Source organism: Streptomyces sp. SID486 (assembly GCF_009865385.1).
Taxonomy (GTDB): Bacteria; Actinomycetota; Actinomycetes; order Streptomycetales; family Streptomycetaceae; genus Streptomyces.
The window spans coordinates 1-20,305 of record NZ_WWJT01000801.1 but is presented as its reverse complement, the minus strand read 5'-3'; the positions used below and the strand labels follow the sequence as shown (position 1 = coordinate 20,305).

The window sequence follows — 20,305 nt, the reverse complement described above, 5'->3', positions numbered from 1 at the left end:
CCGGTGGCCCGGGCGGCGCCGCGCCGCCGCCCGCTCCGGGCGCGCCCGCGGGCGGGTACGTTCCGACGCAGCTGGTGTCGGCGCTGGGACCCGAGGGCCCCGGCACACCGGGTGGCCCGGGCGCGCCGGCCGGTCCGGTGAGTGCGGACGGGGCGCAGGCCCCGGGTGCCCCCACCCCGCCCGTTTCGCCGACGGACGCTGCGGGCGGTACGCCGCCGAGCGACGTGCACCAGGTGGCCACGGTGCTGGCCGACCCCGCTCAGCTGGGCGGACGCGCACCGCAGCCCCCAAGTGGCCCGGGCATGCCGAACCCGCCCGGCGCGACCGGCGGCCCTGGTGCCCCCGGCGCGCCCGGAGCCCCGCAGCCGCCGGGAACCGTCGGTGCGCCTGGTGCCCCCGGTGCTCCGGGTGGTGGCCGTGGGGCCGTGCATCACGCCGAGACCGTGCTGTCCGCTCCGCCGGTGGCCGGTCCGGGTGCGCCTCCGCCGCCGCCCGCCCCCGGCGCCCCGGGCATGCCGGGCGCCCCGGGCATGCCTCCGGGCGTGCCCGGCGCGCCGCCACCGATGCCTCCGCCGGGCGCCATGCCTCCGCCGGGCGCCATGCCGCCACCGGGCGCCATGCCGCCACCGGGTGCGATGCCTCCGCCCGGTGCGATGCCCGCGCCCGGGGTGCCCGTGCCGGGGCAGGCCCCGGCGTACGGGTATCCGCAGCAGGGGCAGCCGACGGTCGGCCCGGGCTACCAGGCCGTGTTGCGCTACCGCGCGCAGGACGGCTCCGAGCAGCAGCTGATCCGGCGTTCGGCGCCCGGTACGCCGCACCCGGAGTGGCAGATCTTCCACGAGCTGCGGGCCATGAACGTGCCGCCGGACCAGGTGCTGGAGCTGCACACCGAGCTGGAGTCGTGCGAGCTGCCGGGTGCCTACTGCGCGCGGATGATCCGCGAGCAGTGGCCGCAGGCGCGGATCGCGAGCATCGCGCCGTACGGCACGGACCACGCGAGCCGGCAGCAGGGCATGCACCAGTTGCTGGCGCACCAGGGCGAGTTGCACCAGGTGGCGGACGGTCCCGCGCGGCCGGCACCGGTGCGGGCGCCGCTGCCGCCGGTGCAGGCGGTGCCGCCGGTGCCGCCGGAGGCGATCGCGCAGGAGCTGGCCGCGGCGTTCGGGCCGGGTGTCTTCCGGTTCGAGCAGCAGGCGGTGTCCCGGCAGGGTGTGCCGCCGGTCGTGGCGCACACGCTGGTCGTGGCCGGACTTCCGCTGGACATGGGCCCGTTCTTCTGGGCGCAGGCGCAGCCGGGCCGTCCGGTGCCGACGCTGGCGGAGCTGGCGGCCGAGCGCGGGGTGCAGCCGGCGGCGGACGCGGGGTCGTACCTCGTCATGGGCACCGACTTCGGCAAGGCGATCTGTGTGCAGTACGGGACGGCGAACATCGTGGCCGTGCCGGTGGAGGCGGGGCCGGGCGGTGCGCCGGTGCCCCCGCAGTTCGTGAACTCCGGTCTGCCCGAGTTCACGCGGTGCCTGGCGCTGCTGGGCCGGATGTGGCGTCTGCGGTTCGGGCTGAACCAGGAGCAGGCGGGCCGCTGGACGGTCGACTTCCAGGCACAGCTGGCCGCCCTCGACCCGGCCGCGCTCGGCTCGCCGGAGAGCTGGTGGTCGGTGCTGCTGGAGCAGATGTGGGACGGGCTGCTGTAGCGCACCCCGGCACACAGGGCGGGTGGCCGTCCCCGGCACACGGGGCGGGTGGCGTCCCCGGCGCGTACCGCCCGCCGGGCGGGTGAGTCCTAGGGCCCTTCACGCACGCGCGTGGAGGGCCCGACGCATGCCGGGAGCGCAGCGGGTGCGCGACGCGGGCCCGCCTCCGAAGTCGGTCCGGCGGGCAGCCGGCCGGAGCGGCGGCGTCACTCTCACGGCGGTTGTGTTCCGCGTGCCCGGGTCCGCCACGCCGACCGCCAGCTGCGACGTTGCGTCCGTGACCCGTCTGCGGAGTGTCGCGTTACGTACGGTTGAGCCTGATCCATCAAGATATGCGCGAAATCATTCTGTCGTGTATGTCCGGTGGAGAGGAGTCCCCAGGGTGAGCAGCGCATCGATGCCGCCGCACGGCTTCGTGACCGTCCGGGGGCGCGGCTACCGCCCCGACCAGGTCGAAGCCTTTCTGGAGGCGCTCTCCGACGACCGGGACGCCGCCTGGGAGCGCGCCGCCCGGCTGACCGTGCTCGCCAAGGACATGGAGGCGGAGGCCGGGCAGCTGCGCGAGGCCGTCGCCGAGCTTGGACCGCAGACGTACGAGGCGCTCGGGGAGGGCGCACGGCGGCTCTTCCAGTCGGTTCGGGACGAGGCGGCGGACCTGCTGGAGCGCACGCGCGGCGAAGCCCGGCAGCGGATCGCGCAGGCCGAGGCGGACGGCGAGCGGGTGCGCCAGGAGGCGCGGGAGGCGGCGGACGCGCTCCGCGCGGAGGCCGACGAGAGTGCCTGCCGGCGGCTCCTCGCGGCCCGGGCCGAGGCCGACGACATCCGTATCGGGGCCCGGCGCGGGGTGAAGGCGGGCCGCGGGGAGGCGCTCGCCGCGGTGCGCGAGGCACGCGAGTGCACCGACGGGATGCTCGCCGAGCAGTACCGGGAGTACGCCGAGCGCTGGGCGGCGGTCGAACGCGAGGAGGCCGAGCGGGCGGCCGCGCTGGACGGCCGGCATGCCGAACGGGCGAACCGGGCCGACACCGCGCTGGCCGATGCCGAGCGGGCCCTCCAGGAGGCCGAGGAGTACGCCCGCCGTTCTCTGGAGGACGCACGCGCGCGTGCCGACGAGATCGTCGCCGACGCGCGCGTGCGCGCGGAGCACATCGCCCAGGAGACGGAACGGGTGCTGCGCGAGCACGGGGACACCTGGGACGACGTCCAGGCCCACATGGACTCCGTGCGCGACAGCCTCATCTCGCTGACCGGCCGGGTGGCGATGGAGTAGCACGGCCCGGCAGGTGCCGTCGGCGGGCCGGACCGGCGTGCGGGCGAGGCCCCCTCCCGGCCTCGGGTGTCCTAGGGCACCCGGGGTGGCAGATGCCGGTCTCGTCCCCAGCCCGGATACCCCCGGGCCCGGATACCCCCAGCCCGGACACCCCCGTCGGCGGTGCCGGTGCCGGCCCCCTTCGCGCGCGGCCGCCGCGGCGCCGCTCAGTCCTGGAGTACCGGGAACCGCCTCGGCGCCACCACCAGCAGCACCACGAACGCCACCGCCGCCGCGCCCGCCGCTCCCAGGTAGACCGCGTGCACCGCCGAGGCGATAGCCCGCCGGGTCGCCTCGGGGGCCGTACCGGCGTCCAGCGCGCGGGTGACGGAGTCCAGGTCGCCGGCTCCGCCCAGCCGCGCGGCCAGCACCCCGTTGGCGACGGCGCCGAACACGGACGCGCCGAGGGTCTGGCCGGTCTGCCGGCAGAACAGGACCGAGGCGGTCGTGGTGCCCCGTTCCGACCAGCCCACGGTCGACTGCACCCCGACGATCAGCGGCAGCTGGAACAGCCCGAGCGCCCCGCCCAGCAGCAGCATCAGCAGCGTCGGCTGCCACCAGGAGCCTGGGTAGGGCAGGAACGGGAACGCGAACAGGATCAGTGACGCCAGGCCGATGCCGAGCAGCGCGGTGTCCCGGAAGCCGATCCGCCGGTAGAGGTGCTGGCTGAACGCGGCGGACACCGGCCAGCTGAGCGTCCACACCGACAGGACGAACCCGGCGGCCACCGGCGCCAGTCCGAGCACCGACTGCGCGTACGTCGGCAGGAACACCGAGGGCGCCACCATCAGCAGGCCGAGGGCGCCGAGCGCCAGGTTGACGGCCGCGATCGTCCGACGCCGCCACACCCACCCCGGGATGATCGGCTCCGCTGCCCGCCGTTCCACCGCCACCACCGCGGCGGCCAGGGCGAGGCCCGCGCCGAAGAGGGCCAGCGACGGCGCGGACAGCCACGGCCACGCGACCCCGCCCTGCACCAGCGCGGTCAGCAGCACGCCGCCGCACGCGAACACGGCCAGCGCCCCGGCCCAGTCCATGCGCGCGCGGGGCGTCTTCTCCCGCGCCGGCTCGTGCAGATGACGGACGATCAGCCACAGGGCGGCGGCGCCGATCGGCAGGTTGACCAGGAAGATCCAGCGCCAGTCCGCGTAGGTGGCGAGCACCCCGCCGAGGCCGGGGCCGGCCACCGCCGAGACCGCCCACACCGTGGACAGCTTGGACTGGATCTTCGGGCGCTCCGCCAGCGGGTACAGGTCGGCGGCCAGCGTCTGCACGGTGCCCTGCAACGCGCCGCCGCCCAGCCCCTGCACGATCCGGAAGGCGATCAGCGCCCCCATGTTCCAGGCCGCCGCGCACAGCAGTGAACCCAGCAGGAACACCACCGCGCCCACCACCAGTACCGGCTTGCGGCCGAAGGTGTCGGACAGCTTGCCGTACACGGGGAGGGTGACGGTGACGGCGAGCAGATAACCGGAGAACAGCCACGAGAAGACCGAGAACCCGCCGAGGTCGCCGACGATCTGCGGTACGGCGGTGGAGACGACGGTGGAGTCGAGTGCCGCCAGCGCCATCGACAGCATGAGCGCGGCGACCACCGCGCCCCGCCGCCCGCTGTCCTGCCGCCGGCCGGCCCCGCCGCGTATCGCCGGTGTCGTACTCCCCACCGCACACCCCTCCCGTGCTTCCCGTCGGAAGCTACCCCGGTGCCCCCTGCATCCATGTCCGGGACGACAGCTTGCCACGGTGGGGTGAGCCGACTCCGGCGTGCGGCAGGGGTGGAACCGCCGGGGGGCCGGAGGGTGGAGACGACCCCGAGAAAGGCTCCACCCGACGGTGGAGCACCCCTAGGGGTACCTCCGTACAACGGCTCGGGGAGGGTTCGTCCCGGCGGAGGACGCAGGGGGCCGGCGCCGCTCCTTAACCTGGCTTCACGCCGCTGGGGGGCGGCGGGCCGCACCGGCAGGGGTGGGGTTTACCCCCCCGGCAAGACGGGGCTTCGCACCAGCGCGCGGGGCCCCGGCCGGACGCGAGACTCAGGGACGTACCCAGGACGACACCCCGGAACTCCGGGCGCTGCTCACCCGCTTGTTGACCGACATAGGAGACATACCGTGACATCGGCTGTGACCATTCCCAGGCACGGGGGCACTGGAGGGCGTACGGCCGTTGCCGCGCGGGCGCGGCAGGTCGTGAAGGCGTACGGGTCCGGGGAGACCCGGGTCGTCGCCCTGGACCACGTCGACGTGGACATCGCCCGCGGCCAGTTCACCGCGATCATGGGCCCCTCGGGGTCCGGCAAGTCCACCCTGATGCACTGCCTCGCCGGCCTCGACACGGTGACGAGCGGTCACATCCACCTGGACGAGACCGAGATCACCGGCCTGAAGGACAAGAAGCTCACCCAGCTGCGCCGGGACCGGATCGGCTTCATCTTCCAGGCGTTCAACCTGCTTCCCACGCTGAACGCGATCGAGAACATCACGCTGCCCATGGACATCGCCGGCCGCAAGCCGGACCGGGCCTGGCTGGACAGGGTCGTGGAGACCGTCGGGCTCGCCGGGCGCCTCAAGCACCGGCCGACCCAGCTCTCCGGCGGACAGCAGCAGCGCGTCGCCGTGGCCCGCGCGCTCGCCGCCCGCCCGGAGATCATCTTCGGGGACGAGCCGACCGGAAACCTCGACTCGCGCGCGGGAGCGGAGGTCCTGGGCTTCCTGCGGCGCTCGGTGGACGAACTCGGCCAGACCATTGTCATGGTCACCCACGACCCCGTGGCGGCCTCCTACGCCGACCGCGTCCTCTACCTCGCCGACGGCCGGATCGTCGACGAGATGTACCACCCGACGGCGGAGCAGGTCCTGGACCGGATGAAGGACTTCGACGCCCGGGGGCGTACGTCATGACCGTCCTGAAGACCTCGCTGCGCAACTTCCTCGCGCACAAGGGGCGCATGGCGCTGTCGGCGATGGCGGTGCTGCTGTCGGTGGCGTTCGTGTGCGGCACGCTGGTGTTCACCGACACGATGAACACCACCTTCGACAAACTGTTCCAGGCGACCGCCTCCGACGTGACGGTCAGCGCCAAGGGCTCCTCCGACACCGGCGAGACCACCTCCCGCACCGGCAGACCGCCGGTCGTCCCCGCCTCCGTCGTCGGCCGGGTCCGCGGCGCCGAAGGCGTGAAGTCGGCCGAGGGCACGGTGTTCTCCACCTCGGTGACCGTCATCGACGCCGACAAGGACAAGCTGTCGCCCAGCAGCGGCGCGCCCACCATCGTCGGCAGCTGGAACGGCAACGACGCCCGCACCATGGAGATCACCTCCGGCGCGGCGCCCAAGGGGCCGGACCAGGTGATGGTCGACGCCGACACCGCCGACAAGCACCACCTCGGCCTCGGCGACGACATCGGGTTGATCACGGCCGTCGGTACGCACCACGCGCGCGTGTCCGGCATCGCCGCCTTCAAGGTGACCAACCCCGGTGCGGCGATCTTCTACCTGGACACGAAGACCGCCCAGCAGACCCTGGTGGGCCGGACCGGTGTCTTCACCAACGTCAACGTCACCGCCGCCACGGGCGTCACCGACGAGCTGCTGAAGCGCAACGTGACCGCCGAACTCGGCCACGGCTACAAGGTGCAGACCGCCAAGGAGGTCGCCGAAGCCAACCAGAAGGACGTCCAGAGCGTCCTGGACGTCATGAAGTACGCGATGCTCGGCTTCGCCGGTATCGCCTTCCTGGTCGGCATCTTCCTGATCGTCAACACCTTCTCCATGCTGGTCGCCCAGCGCACCCGCGAGATCGGCCTGATGCGGGCCCTCGGCTCCTCACGCAAGCAGATCAACCGGTCCGTGCTGATCGAGGCACTGCTGCTCGGCGTGCTCGGCTCCGCGCTCGGCGTCGGCGCGGGCGTCGGCATCGCGGTCGGCCTGATGAAACTCATGGGCCAGATGGGGATACACCTGTCCACCGGCGATCTGACCGTCGCCTGGACCACTCCCGTGCTCGGCCTGCTCCTCGGTGTCGTCGTCACCGTCCTCGCCGCCTACCTGCCCGCGCGGCGCGCCGGCAAGGTCTCCCCGATGGCCGCACTGCGCGACGCGGGCGCCCCGGCCGACGCCAGGGCCGGCGCCGTCCGGGCCGTCATCGGTCTGGTCCTCACCGCCGGCGGCGGCTGGAGCCTGTACGCCGCCGCCGGCGCCGGCAAGGCCACGACCGGCTCGGGCTGGCTGGGCCTCGGGGTCGTGCTCACCCTGCTCGGCTTCGTCGTCATCGGCCCGCTGCTCGCCGGCGGCCTGGTCCGCGTCCTCGGCGCGGTCATCCTGCGGGTCTTCGGGCCCGTGGGCCGGATGGCCGAGCGCAACGCCCTGCGCAACCCGCGCCGCACCGGCGCCACCGGCGCCGCCCTGATGATCGGCCTGGCCCTGGTGGCCTGCCTGTCGGTGGTGGGCTCCTCCATGGTCGCCTCCGCCACCGACCAGCTGGACAAGACGGTGGGCGCGGACTTCATCATCATGGAGGACAACGGCAAGGAGATCGTCCCGCAGGCGGTCCAGGCGATCAAGAAGGCGCCCGGCCTGGAGCGGGTCACCGAGTACAAGGTCCTGGACGCGTCCCTGACCACGCCGGACGGCCGCACCACCGAGAAGAAGACGATCAACGCGGCCGACCCGACCTACGCACAGGACGTGCGCACCGAGACCGTGGCCGGCAGCCTCGCCGACGCCTACCGGCCGGACTCGATGTCCGTCTTCGAGGGCTTCGCCGACGAGCACGGCATCAAGCTCGGCTCCAAGGTCGCCGTCCACTTCCAGGACGGCCGCACGGCCCGGCTGACGGTCCGCGCGATCACCAGCGACGAGGCCGTCATCGACAAGGGCGCGATGTACGCCTCCCTCGCCACCGTCGCCAGGTACGTGCCGGCCGACCGCATGCCGCTCGACGACCTGGTCCTCGCCACCGCGAAGGACGGCCGGGAGAGCACCGCCTACACGGCGCTCAAGGCCGCGCTGCACGACGACTTCCCGCAGTACACCGTGCGCGACCAGACCGACTACAAGCAGGAGCTGAAGGACCAGATCGGCCAGCTGCTGAACATGATCTACGGCCTGCTGGCACTCGCGATCATCGTCGCGATCCTCGGTGTGGTGAACACCCTGGCGCTGTCCGTGGTCGAGCGGACCCGGGAGATCGGCCTCATGCGGGCCATCGGCCTCTCCCGCCGCCAGCTGCGCCGCATGATCCGCCTGGAGTCCGTGGTGATCGCCGTCTTCGGCGCCCTGCTCGGCCTGGGACTCGGCATGGGCTGGGGCGCGACAGCCCAGAAGCTCCTCGCCCTGGAGGGCCTGAAGGTCCTGGAGATCCCCTGGCCGACGATCACCTGGGTCTTCGTCGGCTCGGCCTTCGTGGGCCTGTTCGCCGCGCTGGTCCCGGCGTTCCGGGCGGGCCGGATGAACGTACTCAACGCCATCGCGACCGACTAGCCGACCGGGCTGGGCACACGGCCACCGCACACGGGGGTTGCGGGGGAAGAGCCCGGTGCCGGGAAGTCCAGGAGGACTTCCCGGCACCGGGCCTCTCGGCGTACCCGGGTCGTCCCGGGGCGTTGTCCACAGCCTCCGGCGCAACCTCCGCCCGCGTCGTACGCTGGACACCCCCGGCTGCTTCTCCGCGTCGGGTTCTTCGCGTTGCCCACCCCGGACGGAATAAGCCCTCATGAGCCTGCACGGTCTGCTCGACGCCGTCGTCAAGGACCCCGCCCTCGCGGAAGCGATCGCGGCGGCAGCGGACGGCAACCGCCCGCACGTCGATCTCGTCGGCCCCCCGGCGGCCCGCCCCTTCGCCGTCGCCGCCCTGGCCCGGGAGGCCGGCCGCCCCGTGCTGGCGGTCACGGCCACGGGCCGCGAGGCCGAGGACCTGGCCGCCGCCCTGCGCACCCTGCTGCCCGAAGAGGGCGTCGTGGAGTACCCCTCGTGGGAGACCCTCCCGCACGAGCGGCTCAGCCCGCGCAGCGACACCGTGGGCCGCCGCCTCGCCGTCCTGCGGCGCCTCGCCCACCCCCGCCCGGACGACCCCGAGACCGGCCCCGTCTCCGTCGTCGTCGCACCCGTGCGGTCCGTGCTCCAGCCGCAGGTCAAGGGCCTCGGCGACCTGGAGCCCGTGGCCCTGAGGACCGGCCAGACCGCCGACCTGAACGACATCGTCGAAGCCCTCGCCGCCGCCGCCTACGCGCGCGTGGAGCTGGTCGAGAAGCGCGGCGAGTTCGCCGTGCGCGGCGGCATCCTGGACGTGTTCCCGCCCACCGAGGAACACCCCCTGCGCGTCGAGTTCTGGGGCGACGACGTCGAGGAGATCCGCTACTTCAAGGTCGCCGACCAGCGCTCCCTCGAAGTCGCCGAGCACGGCCTGTGGGCACCCCCGTGCCGCGAGCTGCTGCTCACCGACGACGTCCGCGCACGCGCGCGTGCCCTCGCCGAGGACCACCCCGAGCTGGGCGAACTCCTCGGCAAGATCGCCGAGGGCATCGCCGTGGAGGGCATGGAGTCCCTGGCCCCCGTCCTGGTGGACGACATGGAGCTGCTGCTCGACGTGCTGCCCAAGGGCGCGATGGCCCTCGTCTGCGACCCGGAGCGGGTCCGCACCCGCGCCGCCGACCTCGTGGCGACCTCGCAGGAGTTCCTCCAGGCGTCCTGGGCGGCCACCGCCGGCGGCGGCGAAGCCCCCATCGACGTCGGCGCGGCCTCCCTGTGGTCCATCGCCGACATCCGCGACCACGCGCGCGAGCTGGACATGATGTGGTGGTCGGTGTCGCCGTTCGCCGCCGACCTCGAACTCGAGGCCGACACCCTCAAGCTCGGCATGCACGCGCCCGAGACCTACCGCGGCGACACCGCGCGGGCCCTCGCCGACACCAAGGGATGGCTCGCCGACGGCTGGCGCGCGGTGTACGTCACCGAGGGCCACGGACCGGCCGCACGCACGGTGGAGGTGCTCGGCGGCGAGGGCATCGCCGCCCGCATGGACTCCGACCTCGGCGAGCTGAGCCCCTCGGTGGTGCACGTCTCCTGCGGCTCGATCGAGTACGGCTTCGTGGACCCGGCGCTCAAGCTCGCCGTGCTCACCGAGACCGACCTGTCCGGCCAGCGCACCGCGAGCCGCGACGGCGCCCGCATGCCGGCCCGCCGCCGCAAGACCATCGACCCGCTCACCCTGGAGCCGGGCGACTACATCGTCCACGAACAGCACGGCGTCGGCCGCTACATCGAGATGGTGCAGCGCACCGTGCAGGGCGCCACCCGCGAGTACCTGGTCGTCGAGTACGCGCCCGCCAAGCGCGGCCAGCCCGGCGACCGGCTGTACATCCCGACCGACCAGCTGGAGCAGATCACCAAGTACGTCGGCGGCGAGGCACCCACCCTGCACCGGCTCGGCGGCGCGGACTGGACGAAGACCAAGGCCCGCGCGAAGAAGGCCGTCAAGGAGATCGCCGCCGACCTGATCAAGCTGTACAGCGCGCGCATGGCCGCCCCCGGCCACGCCTTCGGCACCGACACCCCCTGGCAGCGCGAGCTGGAGGACGCCTTCCCCTACGCCGAGACCCCGGACCAGCTCACCACCATCGCCGAGGTCAAGGAGGACATGGAGAAGACGGTCCCGATGGACCGGCTGGTCTGCGGCGACGTCGGCTACGGCAAGACCGAGATCGCCGTGCGGGCCGCCTTCAAGGCCGTACAGGACGGCAAGCAGGTCGCCGTCCTCGTGCCGACGACCCTGCTGGTGCAGCAGCACTTCGGGACGTTCTCCGAGCGCTACGCGCAGTTCCCGGTGAACGTGAAGGCCCTCTCCCGCTTCCAGACCGACACCGAGGCCAAGGCCGTCCTGGAGGGCCTGAAGGAAGGCTCCGTGGACGTCGTCATCGGCACCCACCGCCTGTTCTCCTCCGAGACCAAGTTCAAGGACCTCGGCCTGGTCATCGTCGACGAGGAGCAGCGCTTCGGCGTCGAGCACAAGGAACAGCTGAAGAAGCTGCGCGCGAACGTGGACGTGCTCACCATGTCGGCCACGCCCATCCCGCGCACCCTGGAGATGGCGGTCACCGGCATCCGCGAGATGTCCACCATCACCACGCCCCCGGAGGAGCGCCACCCGGTGCTCACCTTCGTCGGACCGTACGAGGAACGGCAGATCGGCGCGGCCATCCGCCGCGAACTGCTGCGCGAGGGCCAGGTCTTCTACATCCACAACCGCGTCGAGTCCATCGACCGCGCGGCGGCGAAGCTGCGGGAGATCGTCCCCGAGGCGCGCATCGCCACCGCCCACGGCCAGATGTCGGAGACCGCGCTGGAGCAGGTCGTCGTCGACTTCTGGGAGAAGAAGTTCGACGTGCTGGTGTCGACCACGATCGTGGAGTCCGGCATCGACATCTCCAACGCCAACACGCTGATCGTGGAGCGCGGCGACACCTTCGGCCTGTCCCAGCTGCACCAGCTGCGCGGCCGGGTCGGCCGCGGCCGGGAGCGCGGTTACTCCTACTTCCTGTACCCGCCGGAGAAGCCGCTGACCGAGACCGCGCACGAGCGGTTGGCCACCATCGCCCAGCACACCGAGATGGGCGCGGGCATGTACGTCGCGATGAAGGACCTGGAGATCCGCGGCGCCGGCAACCTGCTCGGCGGCGAGCAGTCCGGGCACATCGCCGGCGTCGGCTTCGACCTGTACGTCCGCATGGTCGGCGAGGCCGTCGCCGACTACCGGCGCCAGCTGGAGACCGGCGAGATCGAGGAGGAGGCACCGCTCGAGGTCAAGATCGAGCTGCCCGTCGACGCACACGTCCCGCACGACTACGCCCCCGGCGAGCGGCTTCGCCTGCAGGCGTACCGGGCCATCGCCTCCGCCAACAGCGAGGAGGACATCAAGGCCGTCCGCGAGGAACTCACCGACCGCTACGGCAAGCTGCCCGAGCCGGTGGAGAACCTGCTGCTGGTGGCCGGGCTGCGGATGCTCGCGCGCGCCTGCGGCGTCGGCGAGATCGTGCTGCAGGGCACCAACATCCGCTTCGCGCCGGTGGAGCTGCGCGAGTCGCAGGAGCTGCGCCTCAAGCGGCTCTACCCGGGCACGGTCATCAAGCCCGCCGCGCACCAGGTGCTGGTGCCCCGCCCGAAGACCGCGAAGGTCGGCGGCAAGCCGCTGGTCGGCCGCGAGCTGCTCGCCTGGGTGGGTGAGTTCCTGACGTCGGTCCTGGGTTAGCGGGCCGGGGGCCGGAAGGGAAGGGCGGCGTCGCCGGAGGCGACCCGCGACGGGACCGAGCGGGAGACGGGGGCGCGCGTGCGGATCGGGGAGCTGGCCGAGGCGACCGGGACGACACCGCGCGCCCTGCGCCACTACGAGCGGCGGGGACTGATCACCTCCGCGCGCGCCGCCAACGGCTACCGCGAGTACGAGGCCCGTACCGCGGTCCGCGTCCGCAACATCCGCAGGCTGCTGGAGGCGGGGCTGACCCTGGACGACGCCCGGGCGTTCCTGGCCTGCCTGGACGGTGACGTCACCGCCGGCCCCGCCTCCGCGCGCGGGCTGGAGATCGCCCGGGACCGCCTCGCCGTGCTCGACGCCCGCATCGCGGCCCAGACGGCGGTCCGGGACCGGCTCGCGTCGGCGCTCCGGGAGGCGGGCGAGGCCGTCTGACGGCGGCCGCGGAGACGCCCGCCCGTTTCAGGCGACGACCGCGCCGCCGTCCACCGGCAGCACCACGCCCGTCACGAACGACGCCTCGGGGGAGGCCAGCCGGGTGATGGCCCAGGCGACCTCCTCGGGGCGGCCGACCCGGCCGAGCGGGGTGTGGGCGAGCTGCCACGCGCGCAGGGCGGCCTGCTGTTCGGGGGTGAAGCCGGCGTGACCGGCGATCGGCGTCTCGATCGCGCCCGGGGCCACGGCGACCACCCGTATGCCGTGCGGGGCCAGTTCCACCGCCCAGCTGCGGGTCAGCACCTCCAGGGCCGCCTTGCCCGCCGCGTACAGGGAGTTGCCGGGCCAGGCCCGCTGGCCCACCGACGTCGTCACGTTCACCACGACACCCCGGCTCTCCTCCAGCGCGGGCAGCGCGGCCTGGGTGAGCAGCACCGGTGCGAGGAGGTTGGTGTCCAGCAGCGGCCGTACCGACGTGGGCGTGTAGGTGCGCAGGGAACCGGAGGTGACGACGGCCGCGTTGTTGACGACCACGTCGATCCGGCCGTACCGCTCCAGCATGGCCCGCACGACGGCCCCGGGCCCGTCCTCGTCGGTCAGGTCGGCGGGCAGGGGCGTGATCCCGGGGTGTCCTTCGGCGGTCGCGGCCAGGGGCGCGCTCCGTCGGCCGACGGCGACGACCCGGGCGCCCTCGGCGGCGAACGCACGTGCGGTGGCCCGGCCGATGCCGGTACCGGCGCCGGTCACGAGGACGGTACGGGGGTCCTGGGGGCGGTTGTTCTCGCTCATGCCGGAATCGTCGGACCCTGACACCGGTGACAAGGTCAAGCCCCGCGCCCCCGGCACACGCCACCGGCCCCCAAAAAAGCCCGATATGAGGGGTAATCACCCTGTAACGCCCCATCTGATGGGCAGCCAGGGGAAGCTACCGTGGGGGAGTGGGAACGTCCGCCCCTGTCCGAGAGGCGGACCCGGGCGGACAAGGGGGGCGCACCGTGACGCTTCTGAGGGGCGGGGCGGTCACCGCCATGGTCGTGCTGGTCACCGCGACCGGCTGCACGGCCGAGCAGAACGGGGGAGCCCTCGGGCCCGCGAAGCCCGGTCACGGCGGCGCGGCCGCCACCGCGGCCGGCTCGCTCACCGTCAAGGGGCGTGCTCCGAAGACCGGTTACTCCCGGGACCGGTTCGGCACCGCCTGGGCGGACACCGACTCCAACTCCTGCGACACCCGGGACGACATACTCAAACGCGACCTGAAGCAGGTGAAGTTCACCGGCGGCACCTGCAAGGTCTCATACGGCCTGCTGGAACCCGATCCCTACTCCGGCAAGGAGATCACCTACCGGCGCGGCCGCAGTCAGGTCGACATCGACCACGTCGTCGCCCTCTCCGACGCCTGGCAGAAGGGCGCCAAGTACTGGAAGCCCAGCAAGCGCATAGCGCTGGCCAACGATCCGCTCAACCTCATCGCGGTCGACGCGAGCACCAACCGCGGCAAGGGGGACGGTGACGCGGCGACCTGGCTCCCGCCCAACAAGGCGTACCGGTGCACCTATGTCGCCGCCCAGGTCGCCGTCAAGAAGAAGTACGGCCTGTGGGTCACCGCGGCCGAGCAGTCGGCCATGCGGAAGGTCCTCGCCACCTGCCCGAAGCAGAAGCTCCCCACCGGCGGCAACCCGACGGAGGCACCCGGGCGCTTCCGGGCCCGCTGACCCGACCGGACCGCTTCAGGCCGCAGCGGACGCCGGAAGCCGTCCAGCGCGTCGACTCGCCCCTCGCTCCGGGCCCGCAGGAACGCCTCGCCGTACTTCGTGGAGACGGTGCATCCGGTCCTGCTTCGTGGAGACGGTGCATCCGGTCCTGCTTCGTGGAGACGGCGCTTCCGCTCCTGCTTCGTGGAGATGGCGCCTCAGGTCCTGATCGGATCGGCCTCGCCTGCCGCCTGCCGCCTGTCGCTTGCCGTCTGTCACCTGTCGCTTGCCGCCGGACAACGGTTCGGTACATCCCGGGCCGCTTGTCCGTGTCGGGCCATATGCTCGAAGCATCGATCGCACGACCGGCTTTGTCCGTCCCGGGACGGACAAAGCCGGTCGCGTGGGCACGCCCACTTCAGGCAACAGGAGCAGCCATGCAAGGCCACGGCTACGGCCAGCCGGTGAAGCAGCCACCGCACACCGCGTGGCTGGTTTTCCTGCGTGTGCTGTTCGTGGCGCTCGGGTTCCTCAGCATCGGGTTCCTGACCTGGGCGATGATGCTGCGGCTGGCGGCCGTCACGCGCCGGTCGCTGGACTGGGGGCTGTTCGTGGCGGTGCTGGCCGCCGACGTCCTCAGCATCACACTGCTGGCCACCGAGCCCGGCGACGAGATCCACACCACCAGCGGGTACGTGGGCCTCGTGCTGCTGCTGACCACCCTCGTGGCCACGATCGCGTACTACCTCGCCGCGGACACCCGCCACTTCCTGCTGCGCCGGCAGGCGTACCAGGCGCAGCACGCGACCCCGGCGTACGGCTACCCGGCGCCGGGCCCGTACGGCGCGACGACCGTACCGGTCCTGCCGGCCACGCACCGCACACCCGCCACGCCACCGGTGCCCCCGGCCGCCCCGCACACCCCGCCCCCGGCGCCGCACGGCGCGGTGCCCCGGCCTCCGCTGCCGACCCCGCCGCCCCGGCGTCCCGCGCCCGCGCGGATCGACCAGGTCCGGGCCGAGCTGGACGAGCTGAGCGACTACCTGCGCAGACACGACGGCCACGAGGGCGGACGGTGACCGTGACGACGGGACGTGTCGTCGCCGGCCGTTACGAACTGTCCACGCTCGTCGGGCAGGGCGGCATGGGCCAGGTCTGGACGGCGTACGACCGCAGGCTGGACCGGCGCGTGGCGGTGAAGCTGCTGCGCCCCGACAAGGTGGCGGGCCAGGAGGCGGACGAGCTGCGCCGCCGGTTCCTGCGCGAGTGCCGGGTGACCGCGCAGGTGGACCACCCCGGGCTGGTGACGGTGCACGACGCGGGCAGCGAGGCCGGGGAGTTGTTCCTCGTCATGCAGTACGTCGACGGCGCCGACCTGTCCGACCACCTCGCCGAGCGCGATCCCTACCCGTGGCAGTGGGCGGTCGCCGTGGCCGCGCAGCTGTGCGCCGTACTGAGCGCCGTGCACGCCGTGCCGATCGTGCACCGCGACCTCAAGCCGCGCAACGTGATGGTGCGACAGGACGGCACGGTCACCGTGCTCGACCTGGGCGTGGCCTCGGTGATGGACACCGACACCACCCGCCTCACCCACACCGGCTCCCCGATCGGCTCGCCCGCCTACATGGCGCCCGAGCAGGCGATGGGCGGTGCGGTCGGCCCGTACACCGACCTGTACGCCCTCGGTGTGCTGATGCACGAACTGCTCAGCGGCGAGGTGCCGTTCGCCGGCTCCACCGCGCTCGGGGTGCTGCACCGGCACCTGTACGAGCCGCCGGTGCCCGTACGCCGTATCCGTCCCGAGGTCCCCGAGGCACTCGAATCCCTGGTGCTGCGGCTGCTCGCCAAGGATCCGCAGGACCGGCCGGCGTCCGCGCAGGAGGTGTACGAGGACCTGGCTGTGCTGCTGCCCGCGCGCGGGGCGCCCACCGGTGCCCCCATGGACCCGACGCGGCCCTTCCTGCGCCCGCACGCCCCCTGGCCGGACCGGGCGCGGACCCCCGCGCCCCGGCCCGCCCCCGTCGTGCCGGCGCCGCCGGTGGCGGACAAGCCCGATGTCGCCGCCGCCGTCGACGACGTCAAGCGGCTGCTGGGCGAGGGCCGTATCACGCAGGCCGTGGACGTCCTGGGCGCGATCCTGCCGGCCGCCGCCGAGCAGCACGGCGAGCACTCCCCGGTCGTGCGCACCCTGCGCAGGCAGTACGCGGCCACGCTCATGGACGACGGCCAGTACCGGCGTGCCCTGCCCGAGCTGCGCCGCCTCGCCGACGAGCGTGCCGCCGAGGCCGGGCAGGCCGACCCGCAGGCACTGCGCCACCGCTACGAGGCGGCGCAGTGCCTGGAGCAGTTGGGCGAACCGGCGGCGGCGCTCGCCGAGTACCGTGCGCTGCTGCCGTACTACGAGAACCGGTACGTCTCCGGCGACCCGCAGCTCGCTCACGAGGTCCGCCGCCGGATCGGCCACCTGCTGCTGGCCCTCGGCGACCGGCCGGCGGCCCATGACACGCTCGCCCGGCTGGTCGTGGACGTCGAGCGGCTGCACGGACCCGGTCATCCGCTGGCGGTGGAGGTCCGGCGGACCCTCCAGTGGCTGGGCCAGGTGCGCGGGTAGATTACTGCCCGCGAACGTCGTTCTCGCCGAGGCCGTCCTCGCGGACGTGCTTCTCGCGGACGTCGTTCTCGCAGGCGTCGTTCTCGCGGACGTCGTCCCGCGGACGTCGCCTTCGCCGATGTCGGCCGATGCCGTCTTCGCCGATGCCGACGTCGGCGTCGATGTCGTCCTCGCCGATGGCGCCTTCGCCGGCATCGCTTCCGTTTTCGTCGACCACGCGCGCGTGAAGCGCCGTGCACAACCAGGGGTGGGACTCATGGCCGGTCACCGGCAGTCGAAGAAGCGCAGATACGTCACCTGGGCGGTGGCCGGTGCGGCCGTCGTCGCCGGGGGCGGTATCGCCGCACAGACCTCCATGGCGGCCACCACCTGGCCCGCCCAGAAGACCTTCACCGGCCGCGCGTTCGACACCTGCACCGCGCCGTCGCTGTCCGCCATGAAGGCATGGCACACCGGCTACTACGGCGCCGCCGCGGTCTACGTGGGCGGCAGGAACCGCGGCTGCGCCCAGCCCAACCTCACCGCTTCCTGGGTGAAGTCGGTCAACACCCTGGGCTGGAAGCTCATACCGATCTACGTCGGCGCCCAGCCGCCCTGCCAGACCGGCTCAAGCCCCGAGAAGCTGTCCGCCTCGACGGCCGTCTCGCTCGGCGCGACCGACGCCAAGGACGCGGTGGCCAAGGCGGCGGCGCTCGGCATGAAGGCCGGCAGCCCGGTCTACCTGGACATGGAGCCGTACGACATCACGAACAAGGGGTGCAACGACGCCGTCCTGGCGTACGTGCGCTCCTTCACGAAGACGCTGCGCGCCAAGACCTACCGCGGCGGCTACTACGGCTTCAGCAGCTCCAGTGCCAAGGCCGTCGCCACCGCGTCGAACAAGACGGACCTGCCGGGCAACCTCTGGTACGCGCTGTGGGACCAGAAGGACACGACGACCACCGACTGGCCGTGGGGCGCCGCGCAGTTCACCGACCACAGCCGCGGTCACCAGTACATGGTCAACAGCAAGGAGACGCGCGGCGGCGTCACGCTGACGGTCGACCGGGACGCCTGGGACGCGCCGGTGGCCATCGTCGGCTGACGGGCGGCCCGTCCGGCACGCCGTCGGCTGCCCCGGTGACCGGTCCCGCCACGCCGTCGGCTGACCCGGGGCCGGACCCGGCGTGGTGCGGCGGTGCCCGAAGCGCGCGCGAATCGTTGGTCGAATGGGTTGGCCGCAGCCTGCCCACTGCCTACCATCGATCACCGCAAGACTTTGTGCACCGTCGCACAATCTCCCTGGGAGGTTCCCCTTGCACCGCCGCCGTCGCACCGCGCTCGTCCTCACCGCCGCGATCGCCGCCGCGGCACCCCTGCTGACCGCCTGTGGAAACGATGCGCACCCGGGTGCCGCGGCCGTCGTGGGCGGACAGCGGATCACCGTCGCCCAGCTGCAGAGTCGGGTCGACGAGGTCCGCCGGGCACAGCGGGCCGCGGTGCCGAACGAGAGCCAGTACCAGCAGGTGGTCGCCTCCACCAGCAGCCTCACCCGCGACACCCTGCACAACATGGTGCTCGACCAGGTGCTGCACCGCGCCGCCCGGGACCAGGGCATCGGCGTCACCCGCAGCGAGGTCCAGCGGATGCGCGCGGACCTGGAGCGGCAGGCCGGCGGCAGCAAGGGCCTGCAGACGGCCTGGCTGCAGAAGTACGGCATCGCGCCGGGCCACCTCGACGACAACCTGCGCCTGCAGCTGGAGGCGCAGAAGCTCGCCGCGAAGCTCGGCACCGACACCAGCCAGCCCGCCTTCTGGCAGGCCCTGTCCAAGGCGTCCGCGGAACTCCACGTCGACCTCAACCCCCGCTACGGCTCCTGGGACGTCCAGAAGAGCAGCCGGGTGGACGCCAAGACGCCCTGGGTACGGGAGGTCACCACGACGGGCGACGGGCAGCCGCTGACGACGTGACGCGGGCCGGGGAGGCGTCGGCGGGCGACGGGCAGCCGATGACGACGTGGCCTGGGCCGGGGAGGCGTCGGCGGGCAACGGGCAGCCGATGACGACGTGACGCGGGCCGGGGAGGCGTCGACGGGCGACGGGCAGCCGATGACGGCGTGACCTGGGCCGAGGAAGCGAGCCCGGTCGTACGATCACACGATCCCCTCGGCCCTGTGGTTAACGTAATCCGCCGCCGTGCGCCGTGGGCTACGTTCGGATCGTGAACGAAACCAGCCCCGCAGCCCGTCCCCCGGCCGGCCCGGAAGCCGCCCCCGGCCGCATCGTCCTGCTCACCACCAGCCACCGCGTCGCCCCCGGCCTGCTGTCCTGGCCCGCCTGGCAGGCCCTGCGCGACGCCGACACCGTGCTGTGCGCGGACGGGGCGCATCCGCAGCTGCCGTATCTGCGCGAGGCCGGGACGGCGGTGGCGGAGGCGTCCCCCACCGCGCAGGAACTGGTCGACGCCTGCGCCGGCGGGCGGACGGTGGTGGTCGTGGCGACCGGCGAGGGAGAGCCGGCGCTCACCGACGGTCTCGCCCGGCTGGCCGGCTCCGGCCGGGTCGCCATGCCGGAGCTGGAACTGCTCCCCGCCTCCTACGACCTGCCCGGTGCCCGTCTGCTGGACCTCGTGCAGGTCATGGACCGCATCCGCGTCGAGTGCCCGTGGTCCTCCGGGCAGACCCACGAGGGACTGGCGAAGTACGCCATCGAGGAGGCGTACGAGCTGGTCGAGGCGATCGAGGCCGGGGACCGCGTGGAGCTGCGCGAAGAACTGGGCGACGTCCTCCTCCAGGTCGTCTTCCACGCCCGGATCGCCGAGGAGCACCCGGACGCGCCGTTCTCCGTGGACGACGTCGCCGGCGGCATCGTCGCCAAGCTGATCCGCCGGCACCCGCACGTCTTCGGCGACGAGCGGGCCGAGACCCCGGAGGACGTCAAGGAGCACTGGCTGCGCACCAAGGCGGAGGAGAAGCGGCGCACCTCGGTCACCGACGGCGTCCCGCTCGGCCAGCCCGGCCTGGCCCTGGCCGCCAAGCTCGCCTCCCGCGTCCGTACGGCGGACCTGGACGTCACCGTGCCCGAAGGCGACGGCATCGGTTACGAGCTCCTCGCACTGGCGGTCCGCGCCGAGGCGGACGGAGTGGATCCGGAGGCGGCGCTGCGAGCGGCTGCGCGGGCGTACCGGGACGTGATCAGGAAGAGCGAGGGTGCGCCGGCGGCGGGCGGCGGGGGCGGGGAGGAGGACGCGGACGAGGACGAGGAGTAGGGGTAACCGGCAGGGCGGACGGGAAGGGCGGGACCGCGAAGGGCAGAAGGACCGGCCACGGCAGAGGGACCGGCCACGGC

Annotated in this window: 15 protein-coding genes; 12 read left to right on the top strand and 3 right to left on the bottom strand. The window is 73.2% G+C overall.

Annotated features, from left to right (window positions below):
* A partial coding sequence (locus GT045_RS38110; protein WP_202529483.1) for an SUKH-4 family immunity protein occupies positions 1-1,691 on the top strand: 1,691 nt, incomplete at its 5' end.
* Between the two features lie 382 nt (positions 1,692-2,073).
* Positions 2,074-2,961 (top strand): cellulose-binding protein, encoded by an 888-nt coding sequence (locus GT045_RS38105; RefSeq protein ID WP_161287723.1) that lies wholly within the window; start codon positions 2,074-2,076, stop codon positions 2,959-2,961.
* Between the two features lie 206 nt (positions 2,962-3,167).
* Here GT045_RS38105 and GT045_RS38100 read toward each other — a convergent pair whose 3' ends face one another.
* Positions 3,168-4,664 carry an MFS transporter gene (locus GT045_RS38100; protein ID WP_161337006.1) on the bottom strand — a complete coding sequence of 499 codons (1,497 nt, stop codon included), beginning with the start codon at positions 4,662-4,664 and terminating at the stop codon, positions 3,168-3,170.
* Between the two features lie 447 nt (positions 4,665-5,111).
* Here GT045_RS38100 and GT045_RS38095 point away from each other — a divergent pair, with 447 nt between their 5' ends.
* The 4 genes from GT045_RS38095 (at position 5,112) to GT045_RS38080 (ending at position 12,677) form a co-directional block, all read left to right on the top strand.
* Positions 5,112-5,900 (top strand): ABC transporter ATP-binding protein, encoded by a 789-nt coding sequence (locus tag GT045_RS38095; protein ID WP_161287721.1) that lies wholly within the window; start codon positions 5,112-5,114, stop codon positions 5,898-5,900.
* Positions 5,897-8,479: an FtsX-like permease family protein gene (locus GT045_RS38090; protein WP_161287720.1), complete on the top strand. Its 2,583-nt coding sequence runs from the start codon at positions 5,897-5,899 to the stop codon at positions 8,477-8,479. The genes GT045_RS38095 and GT045_RS38090 overlap by 4 nt, the downstream gene beginning before the upstream one ends.
* 232 nt (positions 8,480-8,711) lie before the next feature.
* The gene (mfd, locus tag GT045_RS38085; RefSeq protein WP_161337005.1) at positions 8,712-12,242 is read left to right on the top strand and encodes a transcription-repair coupling factor; all 3,531 of its coding nucleotides are present in this window, start codon (positions 8,712-8,714) and stop codon (positions 12,240-12,242) included.
* A 78-nt stretch (positions 12,243-12,320) separates the two neighbouring features.
* Positions 12,321-12,677, top strand: a complete 357-nt coding sequence (locus GT045_RS38080) for a MerR family transcriptional regulator (protein ID WP_161298077.1) — start codon at positions 12,321-12,323, stop codon at positions 12,675-12,677.
* Positions 12,678-12,704: 27 nt separating this feature from the next.
* Here the strand turns inward: GT045_RS38080 and GT045_RS38075 are convergent, their stop codons facing one another.
* On the bottom strand, positions 12,705-13,466 hold the full coding sequence (locus GT045_RS38075) for an SDR family oxidoreductase (RefSeq protein WP_161337004.1): 762 nt from the start codon (positions 13,464-13,466) through the stop codon (positions 12,705-12,707).
* Between the two features lie 206 nt (positions 13,467-13,672).
* On the opposite strand from GT045_RS38075, the gene GT045_RS38070 reads away from it, so the two are divergent.
* The 3 genes from GT045_RS38070 to GT045_RS38060 all read left to right on the top strand — a co-directional run bounded on the left by GT045_RS38070 (position 13,673) and on the right by GT045_RS38060 (position 16,979).
* Complete coding sequence (locus GT045_RS38070) at positions 13,673-14,389, top strand: HNH endonuclease family protein (RefSeq protein WP_161298075.1); 717 nt, start codon at positions 13,673-13,675, stop codon at positions 14,387-14,389.
* 416 nt (positions 14,390-14,805) lie between these two features.
* Entirely contained in the window at positions 14,806-15,447 is a 642-nt protein-coding gene (locus tag GT045_RS38065) for a hypothetical protein (RefSeq protein ID WP_161337003.1), read from the top strand.
* A 38-nt stretch (positions 15,448-15,485) separates the two neighbouring features.
* Entirely contained in the window at positions 15,486-16,979 is a 1,494-nt protein-coding gene (locus GT045_RS38060; protein WP_202529487.1) for a serine/threonine-protein kinase, read from the top strand.
* Position 16,980: 1 nt separating this feature from the next.
* On the opposite strand, the gene GT045_RS38055 is transcribed toward GT045_RS38060, so the two are convergent.
* Positions 16,981-17,247, bottom strand: a complete 267-nt coding sequence (locus GT045_RS38055) for a hypothetical protein (protein WP_161337001.1) — start codon at positions 17,245-17,247, stop codon at positions 16,981-16,983.
* On the opposite strand from GT045_RS38055, the gene GT045_RS38050 reads away from it, so the two are divergent.
* The 3 genes from GT045_RS38050 (at position 17,236) to GT045_RS38040 (ending at position 20,225) form a co-directional block, all read left to right on the top strand.
* Positions 17,236-18,063, top strand: coding sequence for a glycoside hydrolase domain-containing protein (locus GT045_RS38050; protein ID WP_161292263.1), 828 nt, complete (start codon positions 17,236-17,238; stop codon positions 18,061-18,063). The genes GT045_RS38055 and GT045_RS38050 overlap by 12 nt on opposite strands.
* A gap of 211 nt (positions 18,064-18,274) precedes the next feature.
* On the top strand, positions 18,275-18,928 hold the full coding sequence (locus GT045_RS38045) for a SurA N-terminal domain-containing protein (protein WP_161337000.1): 654 nt from the start codon (positions 18,275-18,277) through the stop codon (positions 18,926-18,928).
* Positions 18,929-19,178: 250 nt separating this feature from the next.
* Positions 19,179-20,225, top strand: a complete 1,047-nt coding sequence (locus GT045_RS38040; protein ID WP_161336999.1) for a nucleoside triphosphate pyrophosphohydrolase — start codon at positions 19,179-19,181, stop codon at positions 20,223-20,225.
* The last annotated feature ends 80 nt before the right edge of the window (positions 20,226-20,305 follow it).